This window comes from Pelomonas sp. Root1217 (assembly GCF_001425705.1).
In the GTDB taxonomy this organism is placed as follows: domain Bacteria; phylum Pseudomonadota; class Gammaproteobacteria; order Burkholderiales; family Burkholderiaceae_C; genus Pelomonas.
The window spans coordinates 512,814-529,734 of the sequence record NZ_LMDC01000012.1; the positions used below are offsets into that span (position 1 = coordinate 512,814).

At 69.2% G+C, this 16,921-nt stretch carries 21 protein-coding genes and 1 riboswitch; of the genes, 9 read left to right on the forward strand and 12 right to left on the reverse strand.

The window, feature by feature from the left end; genetic code table 11:
• Nucleotides 1-6: 6 nt before the first annotated feature.
• From epsC to ASC95_RS11320, 5 genes are all read right to left on the reverse strand, one after another.
• Nucleotides 7-930: a serine O-acetyltransferase EpsC gene (epsC, locus tag ASC95_RS11300; RefSeq protein ID WP_057297797.1), complete on the reverse strand. Its 924-nt coding sequence runs from the start codon at nt 928-930 to the stop codon at nt 7-9.
• Nucleotides 887-1,444, reverse strand: a complete 558-nt coding sequence (locus ASC95_RS11305) for a hypothetical protein (protein WP_057297798.1) — start codon at nt 1,442-1,444, stop codon at nt 887-889. Before ASC95_RS11305 ends, epsC begins: the two co-directional genes overlap by 44 nt.
• 5 nt (nt 1,445-1,449) lie before the next feature.
• Nucleotides 1,450-2,211 carry a DUF899 domain-containing protein gene (locus tag ASC95_RS11310; protein ID WP_057297799.1) on the reverse strand — a complete coding sequence of 254 codons (762 nt, stop codon included), beginning with the start codon at nt 2,209-2,211 and terminating at the stop codon, nt 1,450-1,452.
• Nucleotides 2,212-2,292: 81 nt separating this feature from the next.
• The gene (locus ASC95_RS11315) at nt 2,293-2,937 is read right to left on the reverse strand and encodes a hypothetical protein (RefSeq protein ID WP_057297800.1); all 645 of its coding nucleotides are present in this window, start codon (nt 2,935-2,937) and stop codon (nt 2,293-2,295) included.
• Nucleotides 2,938-2,963: 26 nt separating this feature from the next.
• Nucleotides 2,964-4,175 carry a hypothetical protein gene (locus tag ASC95_RS11320; protein ID WP_057297801.1) on the reverse strand — a complete coding sequence of 404 codons (1,212 nt, stop codon included), beginning with the start codon at nt 4,173-4,175 and terminating at the stop codon, nt 2,964-2,966.
• Nucleotides 4,176-4,274: 99 nt separating this feature from the next.
• On the opposite strand from ASC95_RS11320, the gene ASC95_RS11325 reads away from it, so the two are divergent.
• Nucleotides 4,275-4,859, forward strand: coding sequence for a LysE family translocator (locus ASC95_RS11325; RefSeq protein WP_057297802.1), 585 nt, complete (start codon nt 4,275-4,277; stop codon nt 4,857-4,859).
• Nucleotides 4,859-6,316 (forward strand): PLP-dependent aminotransferase family protein, encoded by a 1,458-nt coding sequence (locus ASC95_RS11330; RefSeq protein ID WP_057297803.1) that lies wholly within the window; start codon nt 4,859-4,861, stop codon nt 6,314-6,316. Before ASC95_RS11325 ends, ASC95_RS11330 begins: the two co-directional genes overlap by 1 nt.
• Here the strand turns inward: ASC95_RS11330 and ASC95_RS11335 are convergent.
• Nucleotides 6,309-6,800: an MOSC domain-containing protein gene (locus ASC95_RS11335; RefSeq protein ID WP_057297804.1), complete on the reverse strand. Its 492-nt coding sequence runs from the start codon at nt 6,798-6,800 to the stop codon at nt 6,309-6,311. The two genes, ASC95_RS11330 and ASC95_RS11335, sit on opposite strands and share 8 nt — an antisense overlap.
• 107 nt (nt 6,801-6,907) lie before the next feature.
• Between ASC95_RS11335 and ASC95_RS11340 the strand changes: the two genes are divergently transcribed.
• Complete coding sequence (locus ASC95_RS11340; RefSeq protein ID WP_235537894.1) at nt 6,908-7,600, forward strand: hypothetical protein; 693 nt, start codon at nt 6,908-6,910, stop codon at nt 7,598-7,600.
• A gap of 18 nt (nt 7,601-7,618) precedes the next feature.
• Here ASC95_RS11340 and ASC95_RS11345 read toward each other — a convergent pair whose 3' ends face one another.
• A complete protein-coding gene (locus ASC95_RS11345) occupies nt 7,619-7,954 on the reverse strand; it encodes a hypothetical protein (protein ID WP_056191582.1) in 336 nt (111 codons plus the stop codon).
• A gap of 256 nt (nt 7,955-8,210) precedes the next feature.
• Here ASC95_RS11345 and ASC95_RS11350 point away from each other — a divergent pair, with 256 nt between their 5' ends.
• From ASC95_RS11350 to ASC95_RS11365, 4 genes are all read left to right on the forward strand, one after another.
• On the forward strand, nt 8,211-8,432 hold the full coding sequence (locus ASC95_RS11350) for a hypothetical protein (protein WP_057297806.1): 222 nt from the start codon (nt 8,211-8,213) through the stop codon (nt 8,430-8,432).
• A gap of 93 nt (nt 8,433-8,525) precedes the next feature.
• Nucleotides 8,526-9,170: an MBL fold metallo-hydrolase gene (locus ASC95_RS11355; RefSeq protein ID WP_057297807.1), complete on the forward strand. Its 645-nt coding sequence runs from the start codon at nt 8,526-8,528 to the stop codon at nt 9,168-9,170.
• A gap of 123 nt (nt 9,171-9,293) precedes the next feature.
• Nucleotides 9,294-9,965, forward strand: coding sequence for a LuxR C-terminal-related transcriptional regulator (locus tag ASC95_RS11360; protein WP_162250759.1), 672 nt, complete (start codon nt 9,294-9,296; stop codon nt 9,963-9,965).
• A 332-nt stretch (nt 9,966-10,297) separates the two neighbouring features.
• Nucleotides 10,298-10,930: a Crp/Fnr family transcriptional regulator gene (locus ASC95_RS11365; protein WP_057297809.1), complete on the forward strand. Its 633-nt coding sequence runs from the start codon at nt 10,298-10,300 to the stop codon at nt 10,928-10,930.
• A gap of 4 nt (nt 10,931-10,934) precedes the next feature.
• Here the strand turns inward: ASC95_RS11365 and ASC95_RS11370 are convergent, their stop codons facing one another.
• The gene (locus ASC95_RS11370; RefSeq protein ID WP_057298346.1) at nt 10,935-11,843 is read right to left on the reverse strand and encodes a M48 family metallopeptidase; all 909 of its coding nucleotides are present in this window, start codon (nt 11,841-11,843) and stop codon (nt 10,935-10,937) included.
• A 131-nt stretch (nt 11,844-11,974) separates the two neighbouring features.
• Here ASC95_RS11370 and ASC95_RS11375 point away from each other — a divergent pair, with 131 nt between their 5' ends.
• On the forward strand, nt 11,975-12,451 hold the full coding sequence (locus ASC95_RS11375) for a flavin reductase family protein (protein WP_057297810.1): 477 nt from the start codon (nt 11,975-11,977) through the stop codon (nt 12,449-12,451).
• A gap of 90 nt (nt 12,452-12,541) precedes the next feature.
• Nucleotides 12,542-12,985, forward strand: coding sequence for an SRPBCC family protein (locus ASC95_RS11380; protein ID WP_057297811.1), 444 nt, complete (start codon nt 12,542-12,544; stop codon nt 12,983-12,985).
• Between the two features lie 9 nt (nt 12,986-12,994).
• On the opposite strand, the gene ASC95_RS32350 is transcribed toward ASC95_RS11380, so the two are convergent.
• From ASC95_RS32350 to ASC95_RS11400, 4 genes are all read right to left on the reverse strand, one after another.
• A complete protein-coding gene (locus ASC95_RS32350) occupies nt 12,995-13,813 on the reverse strand; it encodes a hypothetical protein (protein ID WP_057297812.1) in 819 nt (272 codons plus the stop codon).
• A 94-nt stretch (nt 13,814-13,907) separates the two neighbouring features.
• Nucleotides 13,908-13,998, reverse strand: a riboswitch (cyclic di-GMP riboswitch).
• 121 nt (nt 13,999-14,119) lie between these two features.
• Entirely contained in the window at nt 14,120-15,571 is a 1,452-nt protein-coding gene (locus ASC95_RS11390) for a hypothetical protein (RefSeq protein ID WP_057297813.1), read from the reverse strand.
• Nucleotides 15,571-16,458 carry an ABC transporter ATP-binding protein gene (locus ASC95_RS32355; RefSeq protein ID WP_057297814.1) on the reverse strand — a complete coding sequence of 296 codons (888 nt, stop codon included), beginning with the start codon at nt 16,456-16,458 and terminating at the stop codon, nt 15,571-15,573. Before ASC95_RS32355 ends, ASC95_RS11390 begins: the two co-directional genes overlap by 1 nt.
• Nucleotides 16,455-16,850 (reverse strand): GntR family transcriptional regulator, encoded by a 396-nt coding sequence (locus ASC95_RS11400; protein ID WP_057297815.1) that lies wholly within the window; start codon nt 16,848-16,850, stop codon nt 16,455-16,457. Before ASC95_RS11400 ends, ASC95_RS32355 begins: the two co-directional genes overlap by 4 nt.
• Between the last annotated feature and the right edge of the window lie 71 nt (nt 16,851-16,921).

The following is a 16,921-nucleotide window of genomic DNA, read 5'->3' on the forward strand; positions in this document are numbered from 1 at the left end:
GCTGTTTCAGGTTGTGCCAGCCAGAGAGTCCGCCTGCGTGACGAGGCTGCCCGGCGGCACGCTGCGCGTCAGCCAGACGTTGCCGCCGATGACCGCGCCGCGGCCGATGGTGACCCGGCCCAGCACGGTAGCGCCGGCATAGATGACGGCCTCGTCCTCGACGATGGGGTGGCGCGGCTGGCCCTTGACGAGGTTGCCGTCGCCGTCGGTGGGGAAGCTCTTGGCCCCGAGCGTGACATTTTGATAAATACGCACGCCTCGCCCAAGGATGGCCGTCTCGCCGATGACAACGCCAGTGCCGTGGTCGATGAAGCAGCCGCTGCCTATTGTTGCGCCGGGGTGAATGTCGATGCCCGTGTCGGCATGGGCCAGCTCGGCGATGACGCGGGCGATCAGCGGCAGGCCCAGCTTGTAGAGCTCATGCGCCAGGCGGTGGCTGATCAGCGCGCGCACGCCGGGGTAGCAGAGCAGCACCTCGTCGACGCTGCGCGCGGCTGGGTCGCCCTGGTAGGCGGCGAGCACGTCGCTGTCCAGCAGCACGCGCACGCCGGGCAGGGTGCGCAGGAAGCAGCTGGCCAGCTCGGCAGCGTCCTGGCTGGGCGTGTCGTCGCCGCGCTGGCGGGCCTCGTGGCGCAGCTCCAGTGCCGCCTGCTGGCGCAGCGTCGTCATGGCCGCGCCGAGGGTGTGGCCGACATAGAAGTCCTCGTGCTCGGGCTGCAGCGTTGGCGGCCCCAGGCGCATCGGGAACAGCGCGCCCGACAGGCACTGCACCATGCCGGCCAGCAGCTCGCGCGACGGCAGCTCGCGGCCGTCGCCGCCGCGGCGGTGGGTGTCGCGCCAGCGCCGGCGCTCGTTGCGCAGGGCCTCGACGACCGCCTGCAGTTCATCACCGGGCGCGGGCGTCGACGGGGGAGCGGAGTCTGGGGTCATGGCGGGCGCCGCGCAGGCGTTGGGCAAGGGCGGCCAGTATAGAAATCCACCTTCTCCCCACGAGGGCCAGGGCTGCCGTCACGGCCAGCATGGCCGCCATGTGCACGGCCACGGCCGCCAGCGCGAGCAGCAGCGAGCCGGAGGCGGTGATCTCCCGGGCCGGCGAGGCGCTCAGGCAGATCGGCACCAGGGCCGGCACCAGCATCATGCCGCTGCCATGGGCGCTGGCCACCAGGCCGGACCACAGCGCGAGCCCGGCCTTGGCGCGCCGCAGCGCCAGCGCCAGCAGCAACAGCAGGCCGCACAGCAGCTGTGCGCCGCCCATGGGCCCGTCCAAAGCCACCAGCACCGCCACACCACCGACGGCCGCCGCATGCCCGAGTGCGATCGGCAGCAGGGCGCGGCGCGCGTCCTTTGAGCAGGCGGCCAGGCCCCAGCCGGTGGCCGGGTTCAGGCCGTGCAGGGCACCGGCGCCGGCCAGGGCCAGCCACGGCCAGAGGCTGGTGGCGCTCATGACTGTCAGGCCTTGGCGCCGCCGCAGCAGGCTGCCGCTGCGGGTGCTGCCGATTCGTAGCGGTCGTGGTGGCGAACCCACTCCATCGTGTAGCTCAGGCCCGCTTCGTCGCGGCCCTTGGGCGTCAGGTCGATGAGGTTGTAGCTGCCCATCATCACTTCCACGCCACGGCCGAATGTCGAGTAGGTGTGGAAGACCTGGCCGTCGTCGTCCTTGCAGAAGATGCTGATGCCGGGCGCCTCTTCCTGCGGGAAGGGCGTCATGTGGAAGTTGTAATAGACCTCGCCGTCGACCCGGTCCGCCGGCGCGAAGCTGACATGGAAGTCGCGGTTGAAGTCATTGCCGCGCGACGAGGCCCAGGCGAACTGCCAGCCCATGCGGCGCTTGAAGGCTTCCAGGTCGGCGAGCGGCGCACGCGACACGACCAGCAGCGCGATGTCGCGCTGGGCCAGGTGCAGCGCCATGCTGTCCAGGTGGTCGGCCATGAAGGAGCAGCTCTTGCAGCCTTGCTCCCAGCCGGGGCCGAACATGAAATGCTGCACCAGCAGCTGGCGCTTGCCCTGGAACAGCTCACTGAGCTTGCGCGGGCCGGCCGGCGTGTCGAAGACATAGGCGTTGTCGTCCAGGCGCACCCAGGGCAGGGCACGGCGCTCCTGGGCGACCAGGTCGCGCAGACGGGTCAGCTCCTTCTCGCGGCCGAGCAGCTGCTTGCGCTCGGCGATCCAGAGATCACGGGTGACGACGGGGCGGGGTGTGGGGGCGTTCATCAAAGGCTCCTTGGGTTGGGGAAGGCAATGCAGCGGCGCCACCCGGGATCCGGGTGCGTGCTGCTCAGGGGGATGGATGGGTTAGGCGCGGCGGGGTCGGCGCACAGCGCGCACTTTCCCCGTGCCGCCGTCGCCGGCGTAGAAAAGCTCGGCGCCGTCGGATTCGAGACCGCTGACGTTGGTGCCCGCGGGCATCTGCAGGCTTTCGAGCACGGTGCCGTCGGCGGGGTCGATGCGGCGGATCTCGCTCGCGTCGTCTTCCCAGGTGCCGTGCCAGAGTTCGCCATCGACCCAGGTCACGCCGGTTACGAAGCGGTTCGATTCGATGGTGCGCTGGATGGCGCCGGTGGCCGGGTCGATCTGGTGGATCTTGCGGCCGCGGTGCTGGCCCACCCACAGGCTGCCCTCGGCCCAGGCCATGCCGGAGTCGCCGCCCTGGCCCGGCGCCGGGATGGACGCGACGACGCTGCCCGTGGCCGGGTCGATCTTGTCGATGCGGGCCTCGGCGAGCTGCCAGAGGTAGCGGCCGTCGAAGGCGGTGCCGGCGTCGCAGGGGCGCTCGATGCGCTGCTGGGCCTCGCCGCTGGCGGGGTCGAAGGCGACCAGCGCGGCGCCCGTGGCGGCCCAGACGCGCTGGCCGTCATGGGTGACGCCGGCAATGCTCTTGCCGCCTTCGAAGGGGCCGTATTCGCGGACGATCTCGGCGGGGTGATTCACGGTGTTCATGGTTTGCTCCTTGCGATGGGCGAACCTTAGCCAAGCTGCAGGGCGGCGGGGAGTAACAAGATCGTCGTGAATCCGGTCAGCGGCGGCGCCAGCCAGCGCCGCGAGCGCGTCTGGCCGATGGCGCGCACGCGGCCTGCGGCCTCCAGTTCGGCCAGCTCGCGTTGCACGGTGCGCTGGCTGGCATCCAGGGCCAGGGCCAGGGCCGAGGTGGACCAGGCCGCCCCGTCGGACAGCAGGGCCAGCAGCTCGCTGGCCTCGCCTTCCATTGGTGGCGACAGCACCGCCACGGCCGGCGCGCGCAGCGTAAAGCCGCGCGCCGTCGCCTCGATGCCGGCGGCCTGCCTGACGAGCGCACGCAGCCGGCCAATCTCGACGCGCAGCCGCGCTCGATGGGTCTCGTCGACCTCGCGGATGCGAAAGGCCCGGGCGATCAATGCGTCGCGTTCGGCCTCGCCCGGCCAGGCCTCGGCGAGGGCACGGAGCAGCGTGAACAGGATGGGTCGTCGCGCCAGCGGCACGCGCAGCGCCCCGGCCCGCAGCGCATGGCGGCAGGCGTCCACGACGAGGGCGCCCGAGTCCATCAGCGCGGCCACCTCCTGGAGGCGCAGCGGCTGCCATTCGCCGCCCGCGAGCCGGCGCGCGGCGGTGCGGTCGAGCACGGCAGCGGCCTCGTCGGCCTCGGCCTGCAGCGCCGGCACGCCGGCCCGCGCCGCCGCGTTACGGGCGCGCACGAGGGCGGCATGCACGTCGTCCATGCGCAGCGAGCGCAACGCCAGTTCCGCTGCGGCCAGGGCGGCCACGGCGGCGGGCAGGGGTGGCAATGCCTGGTCGTCAAGCGGCGCGAGCAAGGCCGAGGCGGCATCGAGTCGGCCCAACAGCAATTGCCGCCGCGCCGCGATCAGTCGGGCCTGCAGCGCGTTGATGTGGTCGCCGCGCGTTTCGAGCGTGGCCATGGCCGCCTCCAACGCGCGCGGTGCGGCGCTGAAGTCGCGCATCGCCAGCGCCACCTCCGCCTCGGCGACGACGCAGCGCGCCCGGGCCGTGGCCTCCTGCGCGCCAAAGCCCTGGGCCGCGCGCCTGAGCAGCTCGCGGGCGCGGCCATGCTCGCCGAGCTGGGCCATCGCGATGCCGCGCAGGGCCAGGGCCGGCGGGTCTTCGCGCAGGGCCACGCGCTTGAGGGCGGCCAGCGCGTCGCCGGCGGCCAGGGCGCGGGCGGCAGCAGAGATCAGCGAATCCATGGGGACCTGACTGTGCCAGTCCGGAGCCTGATACAGCGCGGCGCCCGGCGCCCAGCGCTGTAGCTTCACGCCGTGGCCGCAGGGCGCTGCAATGGCCCCATGAACGAGATACTGCCCTTCGCCACCTACTGCCTGCTGATGTCCAGCACCCCTGGCCCCAACAACATGATGCTGGTGGCCAACGGCGCCCACTACGGCTACCGGCGCACGCTGCCGGCCATCCTGGGCACCAACACCGGCGTGGCCGTGCTGACCTTCGCGACCTGTGCGGGCCTGGGTGCCGTCTTCACGGCCTGGCCGGTGCTGCACGAAATGTTGAAGCTGGCCGGCACCCTCTACCTGCTGGTGCTGGCCTGGAAGCTGGCCGTGGCGCCCGCTGCCAATGGCCGGCCGCCGGAACGGGTGGGGTTCGCGCAGGCCGCGCTGTTCCAGGCGGTGAACCCCAAGAGCTGGATCCGCGCGGTGACGGTGGCGTCGGTCTTCATGCCGTCGCAGTGGAGCATCGTCAGCGGCGCCTTGTTCGTCAGCTTCGCGGGCGCCCTCATCGGTTTTCCCTGCGTGTCGATGTGGGCGCTGTTCGGCGTCGGCATCTCGCGCTTCCTGTCCAGCCCGGCGCGGCGGCGTGCCTTCAATGTCATCATGGCCACCTCCCTGGTTGTGTTGGCCTTGATGCTGCTGCGCTGATGTTCTCGCTGGACCGCGACTCCCCCACGCCGCTGGCCGACCAGATCGAGCAGCGCCTGCATGCACTGATCCATAGCGCCCAGCTGCCGCCCGGCGCGCGGCTGAACTCCATCCGCCAGCTCGCGCAGCGGCTGGGCGTCAGCCCCAACACCGTCGTCGTCGCGTACGACCGCCTCGTCGCTGCCAGCCTCATCGACTCGCGCGGCACGGCCGGCTTCTTCGTCGCCGAGGGCCCGGCGGACGCCATGCCTGACCTTTTGACTCAGGCGGCGCGCGTGGAAGCCGGCGAGGAGCAGGAGGCCGTCTGGCTGGCCCAGCAGGCCAACGACCAGAAGGCCGGCGTGCTGCTGGCCAGCAGCGGCGCCCTGCCGGCCACCTGGCTGGAAGACGCCATCCCCGCCGCCGCCGTGCAGCGTGGCCTGGCGCGTGCCACGGCCGGCATGGCCTCGCGCTGCCCGCCGCAAGGCCTGCCGATGCTGCGCGAGCGCATCGCGATGCTGCTGCGCAGCCAGGGCGTGGCCGTGGACGCCGGCCGCATCCTGACGACCTATGGCGGCACCCAGGCCATCGACCTGATCTGCCGCGCCTTCCTGCGCCCGGGCGACACGGTCGCCGTCGAGACGCCGGGCTACTTCCTGCTCTTCGACCGCCTGCGCCAGGCCGGCGTGACCATCGTCCCCGTGCCGCGCCGGCCTGATGGCATCGACCTCGACGCGCTTGACGCCGCCTGCACCCGCCACCGCCCGCGCCTGCTGTTCATCCAGAGCGTGCTGCACAACCCCACCGGCTGGGGCAGCACGGCGGCCAATCTGCACCGCGTGCTGATGCTGGCGCAGCGCCACGACTTCCTCATTGCCGAGGATGATGTGCAGGGCCATTTCCACCCGGGCGCACCGACGCGCCTGGCCCAGCTCTCGGGCCTGGAGCGCGTCATCTATTACTCCAGCTTCTGCAAGGCCATGAGCCCGGCGCTGCGCCTGGGTTATATGGCGGCCGAGCCGGCGCTGTTGAAGGCGCTGATGCGCGAGAAGATCATCTCGGTGCTGACGACGGCGGCGCTCAACGAATACGTGCTGCTGGAAGTGCTGGCCGCCGGCCGCTGGCGCAAGCACCTGGACCGCCTGCAGCAGCGCCTGGCCGCAGCCCGCGCCGCGGCCACGCAGCAGCTGCGCCAGGCCGGCGTGCTGCTGGAGCACCCGGGCGAGGGCGGCCTGTTCCTGTGGGGCACGCTGCCCGCAGGCGTCGACGTGGACCACGTCGTGAAGGAGGCCTTTCGCGCCGGCATCCTGCTGGTGCGCGGCGCCACCTTCGCGGCGGACGGCGCCCGCGACCCGCACATCCGTTTCAACGCCGCCTTCAGCCAGCAGCCGCGGCTGGCCGACTTTCTGCGCGACCAGCTCAGTGCGACGACCAGTGCTCAGAGAGCCGTCGAGCGCGCCCGCAGCCGCATCAACTGACGCTCACTGCGTCACCCACACGGATGGCTCCGCCCTCGACGATGCGCGCCGTCATGCCGCCATGGCCGCGCATCGCGGTATAGCCGCCCGGGCCGATGACCTCCTCCATGCGCGAGCAGGGCGCGCAGGGGCCGACGATCTCGATCAGCGCCTCGCCGACGCGCACCTTGGCGTTCTTCAGCGTCAACAGGTTGATGCCGGAGATGACGAGGTTGCGACGCAGGTCGACCGGGTCGATCAGCCCGCTGCGTGCAAATGCCGCGATCAGCGGCAGGTGCTCCTGCTGGATCAGCGTGACCTGGCGCGTCGACAGCTCGGCCTCGCCGCGCTGGCCGAGGCGGTCGTCCGACAGGCCGATGCCGGCCAGCGCCGTCGTCTGATCGATGCGGCGGGCTCGGTCGCGCGGTGCCCCGCGCACGATGATGGTCTCGACGCGGCCCTGGATGTGGGCCGGTGGCGTCATCAGGTCGCGCATGGTCTTCATGGATACACCTTAGCCCAGCTTTGGTCCGCATAGTTCACGGATGCGCGGTACCGCGCCGTCAAGGCGCGAGGCCTCCCCGCCGAAGATGCTCTCAAGGAGTGTCTGCCGTGCTGAGACGTCTGTTTTCCACCTTTGCTTTTGTGTGTGTCGCGCTGTCTCAGACCGCTCACGCCGCCGACCTGACCGCCTTGGAAATGCGCTGGCTGCAGGGCATCACGCCTGTCGTCACCCACGCCCGCCAGGTGCTTGCGCTGCCGCTGGACATCGTCGTGCAGCCCCAGGCCGAGCCCGGCATGGCGCCATTGGCGCTGGGCTTTGTCGATGGCCGCTGCAAGCTGGTGCTGTCGATGCGCGGCAACCCCGAGGGACAGCGCCAGATCGACGCCATCGACCCTGAGCTGCGCGGCCCGGCCCTGGAACTGATGGCCGCCCATGAGCTGGGCCATTGCCGCCGCTATCTTGATGGTGCCTGGCATGGCTTGCCGGCCGGTTTCGTCGCCACGAAGGCTCCGGATGGGTTGGCGCCTGATCTGCAGCAGGCTTGGCTGAACATGCGCTCGACGCGCCGTGAGGAAGCCTATGGCGATCTCGTCGGCCTGGCCTGGGCACAGACCCACCACTCCGCGCTCTACACGAAGCTGCACGCCTGGCTGGTGGCCGAACGGTCGGCCGACCTGGTTCCCGGCAGCCACCATGACACGCTGGATTGGTTGGCCCTCGTCCGCGACCCGGCCATGCTCGATGGCCGCACGATGTTCGAAGCCGCCGACCGCATCTGGGCACGCGGCCTCAGGGACTGAGCCGACGCTTTTTCCCGGCTACGCCTGCCACACCGCATAGCCCGCCTCACGCAGGCCGATGGCCAGTTCCACTTCCATGTCGCGCGCCGCGTCGTAAGGCATCGGGTTGTAGAACTCGTAGAGCTCGGGCATCAGGCGCACGCCGTACTTCAGGACGAAACGGTTGGCCTGCACGCCGGCCATGTGCCTGTCAAAGCGCAGGTCCGGGTCCAGGCCCGTCATGCCGACATACAGGCAGGGCTTGACGATGTCGTGGCCGGGGTTGGCCTTGCGGAAAGCCGGCTCATTCCAGACGCGTTCAGACAGCAGCACGACGTAGACGTGGTGGTGATCGCGGCGCTGTCGGCGTGGCATGGCGGGGATTGTCTGGCGACCCCGCGATGCCAAAAAAGCCCGGCGACCCTCAAAGGCCGCCGGGTTAAACGCCTTGGCGTGCACCTCACACCTGGCAACGGCGACCGGCATGATACTGTTGATTTACACAGTGTTTTGGATGCTGCAAGCGTGTCGAACTCCTCATGCTTGATGACGCCCCACTCAAACTGGGCCTCGCCAACCTTCGGTGCATTGGCTAAAACTGCCATTCGAAGTTGCAGTCTGAGGAAGTCACATGAATGCTCAACACGCTTTCGTATCGCTGCTGCTGTTCGCCGCGCTCGTCGGCCTGGCCTTCCTGGGCCTGTCGTTCGGCCATGCCCTCAAACACCATGATCTGGCCCTGTGGGGGCACCATCCCTTGTTCGGATCGGGCATGGCGTCGCTGATCACCGCGTTGCTCGGCGGCGTTCTGATGTTTGGCCTGGGTCGGTCACCGAGCGACCGCGAGCACTAGCCCCGGTGGCGCGGCCGGCAAGCCAGCTTCCGCTGCGCTGGGTCGATACATTGGCAGCCAAGATGCAAACTTGGCTGGCTGCTTCCAACACCGATGGCCCTGCGATACCTGACCATTCCCGTCACACCCTTTCAGCAGAACTGCTCTCTCGTCTGGTGCGACGTCACGAAAGACGCCGCCATCATCGACCCCGGTGGCGAGCTGCCCCGGCTGCTCACAGCGGTGCGGGAGCGCGGGCTGAACCTGAAGGCCATCTGGCTCACCCACGCGCACATCGACCATGCCGGCGGCACTGGCCAGCTGGCCCGCGAACAGGGCCTGCCCATCATCGGCCCCCACCCCGGCGACCAGTTCTGGATCGACGGCCTGGCGCAGCAAAGCAAGATGTTTGGCTTCCCGCCGGTGGAAGGTTTCAAGCCTGACCGCTGGCTGGACGACGGTGACACGGTGCAGATCGGCGAGGAGACCCTGGCCGTGCGCCACTGCCCCGGCCACACTCCGGGCCATGTCGTCTTCCACTCGGCCTCCGCGCAGCGCGCCTTTGTGGGCGATGTGCTGTTCGCTGGCGGCATTGGCCGCACCGACTTCCCTGGCGGCAATCATCAGCAATTGATCGATGCCATCCGCCAGCGCCTATGGCCGATGGGTGATGAAACCGTATTCATCCCGGGCCATGGGCCGGAAAGCAGCATCGGAAAAGAGCGCCGCAGCAATCCCTATGTTGCCGATGTCGTTTGAACGGCGGTCGGAGGTAATTCGTTCACAAACACATCCAGCAACATTTACGCCCGAAGCGAAACGTGCTCTCCTACGCTTTGATGAGGGCTCGCATGGGGTGGGCCGAGGAGACCTTCGATGTGGATGTCCGAGTTTGTGCAGCCGGGCCAGGTCCCGGGCTCCCGTCCTCGCGAGCGCCGTCAGGCGGCCTCGCTTTCCAACCAATGGATGGGCCTTGTGCTGGAGGAGCTCGACCATGGCGTCGTGCTCCTGAACGGCGCGGGCCGTGTGCTTCACAGCAATCTCGCGGCGCGAGCGTCGCTGGATGACAACCACCCGCTGGAGCTCGTCGGCCAGCATCTGCGTGCCCGCCTGCTGACCGACGCGGTGCCTCTGGCGGAGGCGCTGGAGGGCGCCGAGGCCAGTGGCCGGCGCTGCCTGCTACGCCTGGGTGACGATCGCGCCGAATGTGGCCGCGCCAATGTCGTCGTCGTGCCGCTGAACCGCGATGTCAACCAGGCGGCCGTGCTGCTGATCCTGGAGCGCCGCCAGCTCTGCGGCGACCTGGCCGCGCAGTGGTTCGCGCTGCGCTACCAGCTGACGCCGGCCGAGACCGAGGTGCTGAAGGCGCTGTCCAACGGCGTCAAGCCGACAGAGGTTGCACAGCGCCAGGGCGTGGCCATCTCGACGGTGCGCAGCCAGATCCAGAGCATCCGCGCCAAGAGCGGCGCGGACAGCATCGGCGAGCTGATGCGGCAGTTGGCGCTGCTGCCGCCGCTTGTTTCGTCGCTGCGGCCGGCCAAGCTGGTCAATTGAAGGCGGCGAACGCGCGGGCCGAGCGCCGGGCCTGCCATGGGCCAGAGGCCCATGGCCTTCCGTAGGCACAAGCAGTCCGCAGGGACTGCCTGTGTCCGACTCCAGTTCACCTAGCCGGCCCTCGGGCGATGTGCTTGCGGCTCAATGCCGCAAGCATCGCCGTCCCCCAGGGGGCTGAGGCCGGACATGGCAAGTCCTGTGGACTTGTCGTGCCTGCCAAAGAGCAGCCGCTTTGTCGGCTGCGCGGCCTGCAAGGCCGGCCAAGGTAGCTCCTTGGACGAGGGGCTAACATTCCGGCGCGCTCCGGAGCCAAATGCTCAGGGCGCCGCCGGATGCCTGACGACACGCTCGACAACGAACTCCTGGCCCTGCCGCCCTCGCTGCGGTTGTTGGCCGCGCGCGGCATTGCGCGCAGCTATCGCAAGGGCATCGTGCTGATCGAGGAGGGCTCGGTCGGCGACAACCTCTACCTGATCCTGTCCGGCTCGCTGCGCGCCTTCAGCAGCGACGCGCGCGGCCGCGAGATCACCTATGGCGTCTACGGCGCTGGCGAATACGTCGGCGAGATGAGCCTGGACGGCGGGCCGCGCTCGGCCAGCGTCATTACCGAAGAAGGCAGCCGCCTGGTCATGGTCACGCGGGCCAGCCTGCTGACCCACATCAGCGAGCATCCCGAATTCGCCTTCGAGCTGCTGACCAAGGTCATCCGCCGCGCCCGCGCCGCAACGCTGTCGACCAAGCAGCTGGCGCTCAACGACGTCTACGGCCGGCTCAAGAACCTCGTCGACGAGACCACCGGCGATGGCCGCCACCTGGCGCTCACCCACCAGGGCATGGCCCAGCGCCTGGGCTGTTCGCGCGAGATGGTGTCCAAGCTCGTCAAGGACCTGGAACTCGGCGGCTATCTGCGTCGCGTGGCTGCGGGCGAATATGCGCGCCTGAAGAACCTGCCGGCGCGCTGGTAGCTCGCTAACGCGACCGTACCTGCAGGGGCGGCGCGACCGGGAAGCGCTGGTCCGGCTTGGCCGCACGCTTGTAGAGACCCTCGACCTTGGGCAGGTTGGCCTGGATGTCGCGGATGCGCGTCGTGCTGGCGGGGTGGGTGGACAGCCACTGCGGCGGCGCGCCCTTGTTGGCCGTCATCATCTTTTCCCACAGGCGCACGGCGGCGGCGGGGTCATAGCCCGCACGCGCAGACAGCTCGATGCCGACGAGGTCGGCCTCGCTTTCGTCGTCGCGGCTGAAGCGCAGGTTCACCAGCTGGGCCCCCATGCCGGCCAGGCCACGACCGATATTGCCCAGGCCCAGCAGGGCCGAGCCGAGTTCGACAATGCCATTGGTGACGGCCGACTTGCCGACGCGCTCGCGGGCATGTTCGCGCAGTGCGTGCGCCACCTCATGGCCCATGATGGCGGCAACCTCGTCGTCTTCCAGCTTGAGCTTGTCGAGGATGCCGTAGAAGAACGCGATCTTGCCGCCCGGCATGCAGAAGGCGTTCAGCTGCGTGCTGGCCAGCAGGTTGACTTCCCACTTCCACTGCCGGGCGCGATCGTTCCATTCGTAGCTGAAGGGAATGATGCGCTGGGCGATGTAGCGCAGCCTCTGGGCTTGCGGGTGCTCCATGGGAGCCAGGGCACGCTGCTGGCTGGCCTCGCGCATCATCAGCGCGTATTGCTGACCACCGGCCTGTTCCAGCTGGTCGGCTGACACAAAGCCGGTGAACTTGCTCTTGGGCCCGACCTCCACGCCTTCGCGCGCCCAGGCGGGCATGAACGCGGCGGCGCCGGTGGCGGCCAGCAGCCCGGTGAACAGGCGGCGGCCGCGCTGAGCCGGGGGCGCACAGCGGCCGGCGGCGCAATCGGTGCAGTCGCCGAACATGCGCGTCGGCGGGTCAGTGAACTGCAGGTCGTCGCGGACCTGGAAGTCGTCGGCATCCATGCCGACATTGTGCTTGGGCGGCGATGGCGGCTTTCGTAGGACGATGACGCGGGACTGGCGACAATCAAAGCATGGACAGCCAGCAATTCCGCGCCGCCCTCGGCATGTTCGCCACCGGCGTGACCATCGTCACCGTGCGCTCGGCGGATGGCAGCCTCGTGGGCCTGACGGCCAACTCATTCAACTCCGTGTCGCTGGACCCGCCCCTGGTGCTATGGAGCCTGGCGCGGCGTGCCGGCTCCATGCCGGTGTTCTCGCGCGGCTCGCACTATGCGATCAACATCCTCGCGGCCGACCAGAAGGAGCTGGCGCAGCGCTTCGCGACGCGCGACATCGATCGCTTCGCAGGCGTGGCCTGGCACGAAGGCGCGGGTGGCGCGCCGGTGCTGGAAGGGGCTGCTGCCGTCTTCGAATGCGCCAACCGCAGCCGTTACGAGGAGGGCGACCATGTCATCTTCGTCGGCGAGGTCGAGCGCTGCTCGTCCCGGCTCGGCGCTCAGCCGCTGATCTTCCACGGCGGCCGTTATTTCACCGAGTTGCCGATCTAGGGTTTTTTCCGGGTTGGCGTTGTCGATCCGGTCGGGCTCTGATCGTCGTCATGACAGAGGGCCATCCTCTGTCCAACCACGGAACTGACCATGACCAACACCGTCACCCTGCACCGCGTGCTGCGCTGCCCGCCCGACCGCGTCTACCGCGCCTTCACGACGCCGGCTGCCATGACCAAGTGGCTTCCGCCGCATGGCTTCACCGGCACCGTTCACGAGATGGACCCGAAAGTGGGCGGCACGTACAAGATGTCGTTCACCAACTTCACGACCGGTGGCGGCCACAGCTTCGGCGGCCGCTACCTGGAGCTGGTGCCCGGCCAGAAGCTGCGCTACACGGCGGCCTTCGACGACCCCAACCTGCCGGGCGAGATGACGACGACCGTCGAGCTGCGCGCCGTGTTCTGCGGCACCGAGGTGCACATCAAGCAGGAAGGCATCCCGGCCGTGATCCCGGCCGAGGCCTGCTACCTGGGCTGGCAGGAGTCGTTGACCCTGCTGGCCCAGCTCGCCGAGCCCGAAATCCAGCAGTAGCCGCTCGCCTTACTTCTTTCCGGCCGTCGGCACGATGGCCGCCATCGCGGCCTTGAAGGCGGCGTCGGCCTGCAGCGCGTTCCACGCTGCCATCAGCGACGCGTAGTCGCCCGTCGAGATCTTCTTGGTGTTGATGGCGCTGGTGAGGGCGGCGTTCAGCCGCACGACCTCGTCGTACTTCGCGTAGCCCTTGCCCTTGAGCTGGGTCACCGCGTAGTTGCTGTAACCCCAGGCGTTGTTCAGGTTGTTCCAGTCGCCGGAGCCGGGTTGGATGTAGGTGAGCGGCGCGGGTGCGGGGGAAGGGGCCGGTGCAGGGCGCGCGGGCGCCGGCGCGGGGGCGGCGGCGGGCTTGCCGCAGGTGCCGGTCACGTTGATCCGCACCCAACCCGTGCTCGGCACGCCGTCGACATTGACGACGACCTTCACGTTGTTCGCGCCAGCGAAGAGATAGGGCTGGGTCCAGATCGTCTTGACGACCTTGGGCGTAAGTGCGATCAGCGTGTTCTGCGCAATCAGCGTGTCGATGCTGTAGAGGCGGTTGGTGCTGGTGGCCACGGCCGTGGCACTGACCTCGTCGTACTTGAAGTTGAAGGCGCAGCGTCCCAGGCTGGAGATGAAGGCGTCCTTCTCGCTGACAGTGATCTGGGGCATGGCGCTGGTGGCGGTGCCGTTGGCGGCGACCAGCATCGGCGCGGCCTGGGCGATGACGGTCTTGCCGTCGCTCTTGACGATGCGCACGAGCCCGGTGAGTTGGGCGGTCGGGTCGGCGGCGAAGCTGGCCTGGGCGAAGAACGCGAGGGAAGCGAAGGCGGTGGCTTGGAATTTCATGGCGTGGTCTTTCGGGTTGATGCAAAGGGTGGGGCTACTGGGCAGTAGCCGGCACCACCCCGTGTGCCACGCTGCGGACATGACCTTGTTCGCCTAGGGCGGCCCCGCTGTCTTTTGCTCTCTTCAGAGCAGGAAGACCGGTGGCTTTGCGTCCCCGCCTTTCGACGGGTTTGCCGACTGCATGGGACGCAGTGTGCGGATGTAAGCCGTGTTTTGTACGTGCCGCAGTTCACGACCCGCAGGCCACGCCCGGCAAGCGGCGCGAGACCCGCGATGAGCGGTTTTTGAAGCTTGCGGCGGGCTTGCTTAAGCCTGCCGGCCGGCAGGCAGGGCCGTCGGCGCGATCGTCAGCGCGCGCCAGCGCCAGGCACCCAGGGCGGCGCTCACTGCGATGCTCAGGCCCGCCAGCATGGCCAGCGGCGTGTGCAGCACTTGGTTCAGCGTGTACATGCCCCAGCCCATCAGGATGAAGGCAAGCACCGGCATGAAGGTCGCCCCCGCCGTGGGCGCTTTGATGCGCGTGGGTGCGCGCAACACCCAGCCTGTGCACAGCGGCAGGGCGCCGAAGGCAAAGGACACCAGCGCCGGTTCGCCGGCAGCCCAGGCCAGCCAGGCGAGGCCGGCGGTCGTCAATGCGAACGCGCACAGGGCATGGCGCAGCTGCATCCAGGCCACCGCGCGGTTCAGCGTTGCGCCCTGGGGCATGCCGGGCAGCAGCCGCATCAGCGCCTGCTCGCGGCGGCTGTGCCACAGCATGCTGGGCAGGCCGAAACTGGGATTGAAGCCCATGCTCGCCAGGCCGATGGCCATGCCGTAGGCGCCCTTGGTCCAGTTGTCCTGCAGGCCCTGGCCGGCCAGCGCAAAGGCCAGCGTGAAACTCAACACAGCAATGCCCAACGCCAGCAGGGTGCCCAAGCCTTGGTAGAGCCAGTGCTGCCGGCCATGCAGCACGATCTCGGCGCGGCGCATGACGCTCTTCAGCGTCGGTTCGGCGCGCGTGACGGCATGGTGCTGCCAGCCGGACACGGCGAGCTCGAAAGGCCGGCCCATCCATTCGCCCACACGGCCGAAGGCGGCCGTGCCGGCGTATTTGCCGCGCATGCTGTCTTCGGCGGCGCGACGCATCCGGTCGAAGCGGGCATAGGCGTCGCGATGGGCCGCATCGCCGCTGCCGAACAGCCGCGCGACGGACCAGCCCAGAGCCAGCAGGCTGAGCGCCAGCACCGGCAGCGGCTGGGCGAACCAAAGCTCGCGCAGCGCCGCGCCCAAGGGTGCCAGCTTGCGGTCCAGGCCGGCACCGAAGAACAGCACCGGCCCGATGGAGACCAGCAGCCACAGCTGCCATTCGCGCAGCGCCCAACCGAGGAAGGCCAGCAAGGCCGCGGCACCGAGCAGCAGCACGGGCAGAGAGGGCAGCGACGGCAGGCACAGCCACAGCAGCACGGCGCTGGCCAGCGACAGCAGACCCCAGGCCGCCACCGCGGACGCCACCATCCGGCGCAGATGCCCGGGCACGAAGCGCGCGGCATGAGGATGGTTCTGCCGCAACAGGCTGCCGACGACGGCCATCCACAGCGACATCAACGTCAACGCTGCCGAGGCGGCGAGCAGCAGCTGCGCCATCTGCGGAACCAGGTAGAGGCCCAGCGCAAGGCCCAGCACCGTGATGCCGAACAGCGCGTGCCGGCCCCAGGGCGCATCGCGGTCACGCTCGCGCCAGAAGGCGAGCAGCAACTGGTTGTAGGAGGCGGTGTTCATCAGGTCAGCTCCGCGAACAGGTCTTCGAGATTGACGGCCTGAGCGTCCGCTGGCGCACCGACGCCGGCCGGCAGCCGCGCCAGCACGCGTTCGCGGCCGGCCTCCAGCGGCGTGCGCTTGAGCGGCTCGGCACCCAGCCGGGCGAACAGCGAGGCAAGTTCGGTGACGGTGCCCGTGAAGGCGCGCACCTGCTCCAGCAGCTCGTCCAGCGGCGCTTGCAGGGCGATGCGGCCGCCGCTCAGGAAGGCGAGATTGAAGGCGACGCGTTCCAGGTCGGACAGGATGTGGGTGGAGAACACCACCGTCGTGCCGCGGTCCAGCACCTGCTCGACCAGCTCGCGCAGGAAGTCGCGCCGGCCGACCGGGTCCAGGCTGGCGACCGGCTCGTCCAGCACCAGCAGGTCGGGCTCGTGGGCCAGCGCACGGATGATGGACAGGCGCTGCTGCTGGCCGCCACTGAGCTTGCGGATGGGCCTGTCGCGGGCGATGTCCCAGCGCGACAGCAGGCCCTCGACCCGGGACTCGTTCCAGCGCGGGTAGAAGCTCTTGAAGTAGGCCAGCAGCTGGGCCGGGGTGAAGCTCTCGAACAGGTCGCTGTGCTGGGGCACGTAGCCGATGCGGGCGCGCGCCGCGTCATCCAGCCGCGCGGCGTCCTGACCGAACAGCTGCACGCGGCCCTGCTGCGGTTCACGCAGGCCCAGCAGTGTCTCCAGCAGCGTCGTCTTGCCGCAGCCGTTGCGGCCCAGCAGGCCGACGACCTGGCCCGGCTGCAGCGTCCAGTCCAGCGCCTTCAGCACGGCCTCGCCCTTGGGGTAGGCGAGGTTGATGCCAGCGAGCTCGGCGGTGGCAGTGTCGGAGTGGGGAAAGTGGGCGGAGGAGGCAGTCATGCTTGCGTCTCGTCGAGGATGGTTTTGAACAGCTGCAGGGTCTGGGTCTTGGGCAACTCCAGCTGCCGCGCTTCGGCGGCCGCCTTCTCCAGCGTCGGCCGCAGCAGCTCGACGCGGTCGGCGGTGGGTTGCGCCTTCTGGTGCTGGGCCGCCACGACCATGGACAGGCCGCGGCGGCGCTCCAGCACGCCATCGGACTCCAGCAGGGAATAGGCCTTAGAGATGGTCATGGGGTGCACGGCCAAGGCCTGGGCCAGCTCGCGGACCGACGGGATCTCGTCGCCCGCCTTGAGCTGCCCGGCGGCGACGCGCCGCTTCACCTGCTCGATGAGCTGGCGGTAGATGGGCTCGGGCGAGCCGGTGTTGATGTGGACGAAATGGGTGGGATCCATCGTTAACTGCCTACGTGTATCAGTACGATAGTACACGTGGACAGCTGCCGTCAAGCCCTCCCCGTCTTGAT

Coding starts and splice junctions, on each gene's coding strand:
- ASC95_RS11370 (WP_057298346.1), bottom strand. CDS start 11,843: ATGTTCGGCGACTGCACCGATTGCGCCGCCGGCCGCTGTGCGCCCCCG.
- ASC95_RS11305 (WP_057297798.1), bottom strand. CDS start 1,444: ATGAGCGCCACCAGCCTCTGGCCGTGGCTGGCCCTGGCCGGCGCCGGT.
- epsC (WP_057297797.1), bottom strand. CDS start 930: ATGACCCCAGACTCCGCTCCCCCGTCGACGCCCGCGCCCGGTGATGAA.
- ASC95_RS11390 (WP_057297813.1), bottom strand. CDS start 15,571: ATGAACACCGCCTCCTACAACCAGTTGCTGCTCGCCTTCTGGCGCGAG.
- ASC95_RS11360 (WP_162250759.1), top strand. CDS start 9,294: ATGTCCGAGTTTGTGCAGCCGGGCCAGGTCCCGGGCTCCCGTCCTCGC.
- ASC95_RS11320 (WP_057297801.1), bottom strand. CDS start 4,175: ATGGATTCGCTGATCTCTGCTGCCGCCCGCGCCCTGGCCGCCGGCGAC.
- ASC95_RS11325 (WP_057297802.1), top strand. CDS start 4,275: ATGAACGAGATACTGCCCTTCGCCACCTACTGCCTGCTGATGTCCAGC.
- ASC95_RS11400 (WP_057297815.1), bottom strand. CDS start 16,850: ATGGATCCCACCCATTTCGTCCACATCAACACCGGCTCGCCCGAGCCC.
- ASC95_RS11315 (WP_057297800.1), bottom strand. CDS start 2,937: ATGAACACCGTGAATCACCCCGCCGAGATCGTCCGCGAATACGGCCCC.
- ASC95_RS11335 (WP_057297804.1), bottom strand. CDS start 6,800: ATGAAGACCATGCGCGACCTGATGACGCCACCGGCCCACATCCAGGGC.
- ASC95_RS11355 (WP_057297807.1), top strand. CDS start 8,526: ATGGCCCTGCGATACCTGACCATTCCCGTCACACCCTTTCAGCAGAAC.
- ASC95_RS11310 (WP_057297799.1), bottom strand. CDS start 2,211: ATGAACGCCCCCACACCCCGCCCCGTCGTCACCCGTGATCTCTGGATC.
- ASC95_RS11365 (WP_057297809.1), top strand. CDS start 10,298: ATGCCTGACGACACGCTCGACAACGAACTCCTGGCCCTGCCGCCCTCG.
- ASC95_RS11330 (WP_057297803.1), top strand. CDS start 4,859: ATGTTCTCGCTGGACCGCGACTCCCCCACGCCGCTGGCCGACCAGATC.
- ASC95_RS11350 (WP_057297806.1), top strand. CDS start 8,211: ATGAATGCTCAACACGCTTTCGTATCGCTGCTGCTGTTCGCCGCGCTC.
- ASC95_RS11380 (WP_057297811.1), top strand. CDS start 12,542: ATGACCAACACCGTCACCCTGCACCGCGTGCTGCGCTGCCCGCCCGAC.
- ASC95_RS32355 (WP_057297814.1), bottom strand. CDS start 16,458: ATGACTGCCTCCTCCGCCCACTTTCCCCACTCCGACACTGCCACCGCC.
- ASC95_RS32350 (WP_057297812.1), bottom strand. CDS start 13,813: ATGAAATTCCAAGCCACCGCCTTCGCTTCCCTCGCGTTCTTCGCCCAG.
- ASC95_RS11375 (WP_057297810.1), top strand. CDS start 11,975: ATGGACAGCCAGCAATTCCGCGCCGCCCTCGGCATGTTCGCCACCGGC.
- ASC95_RS11345 (WP_056191582.1), bottom strand. CDS start 7,954: ATGCCACGCCGACAGCGCCGCGATCACCACCACGTCTACGTCGTGCTG.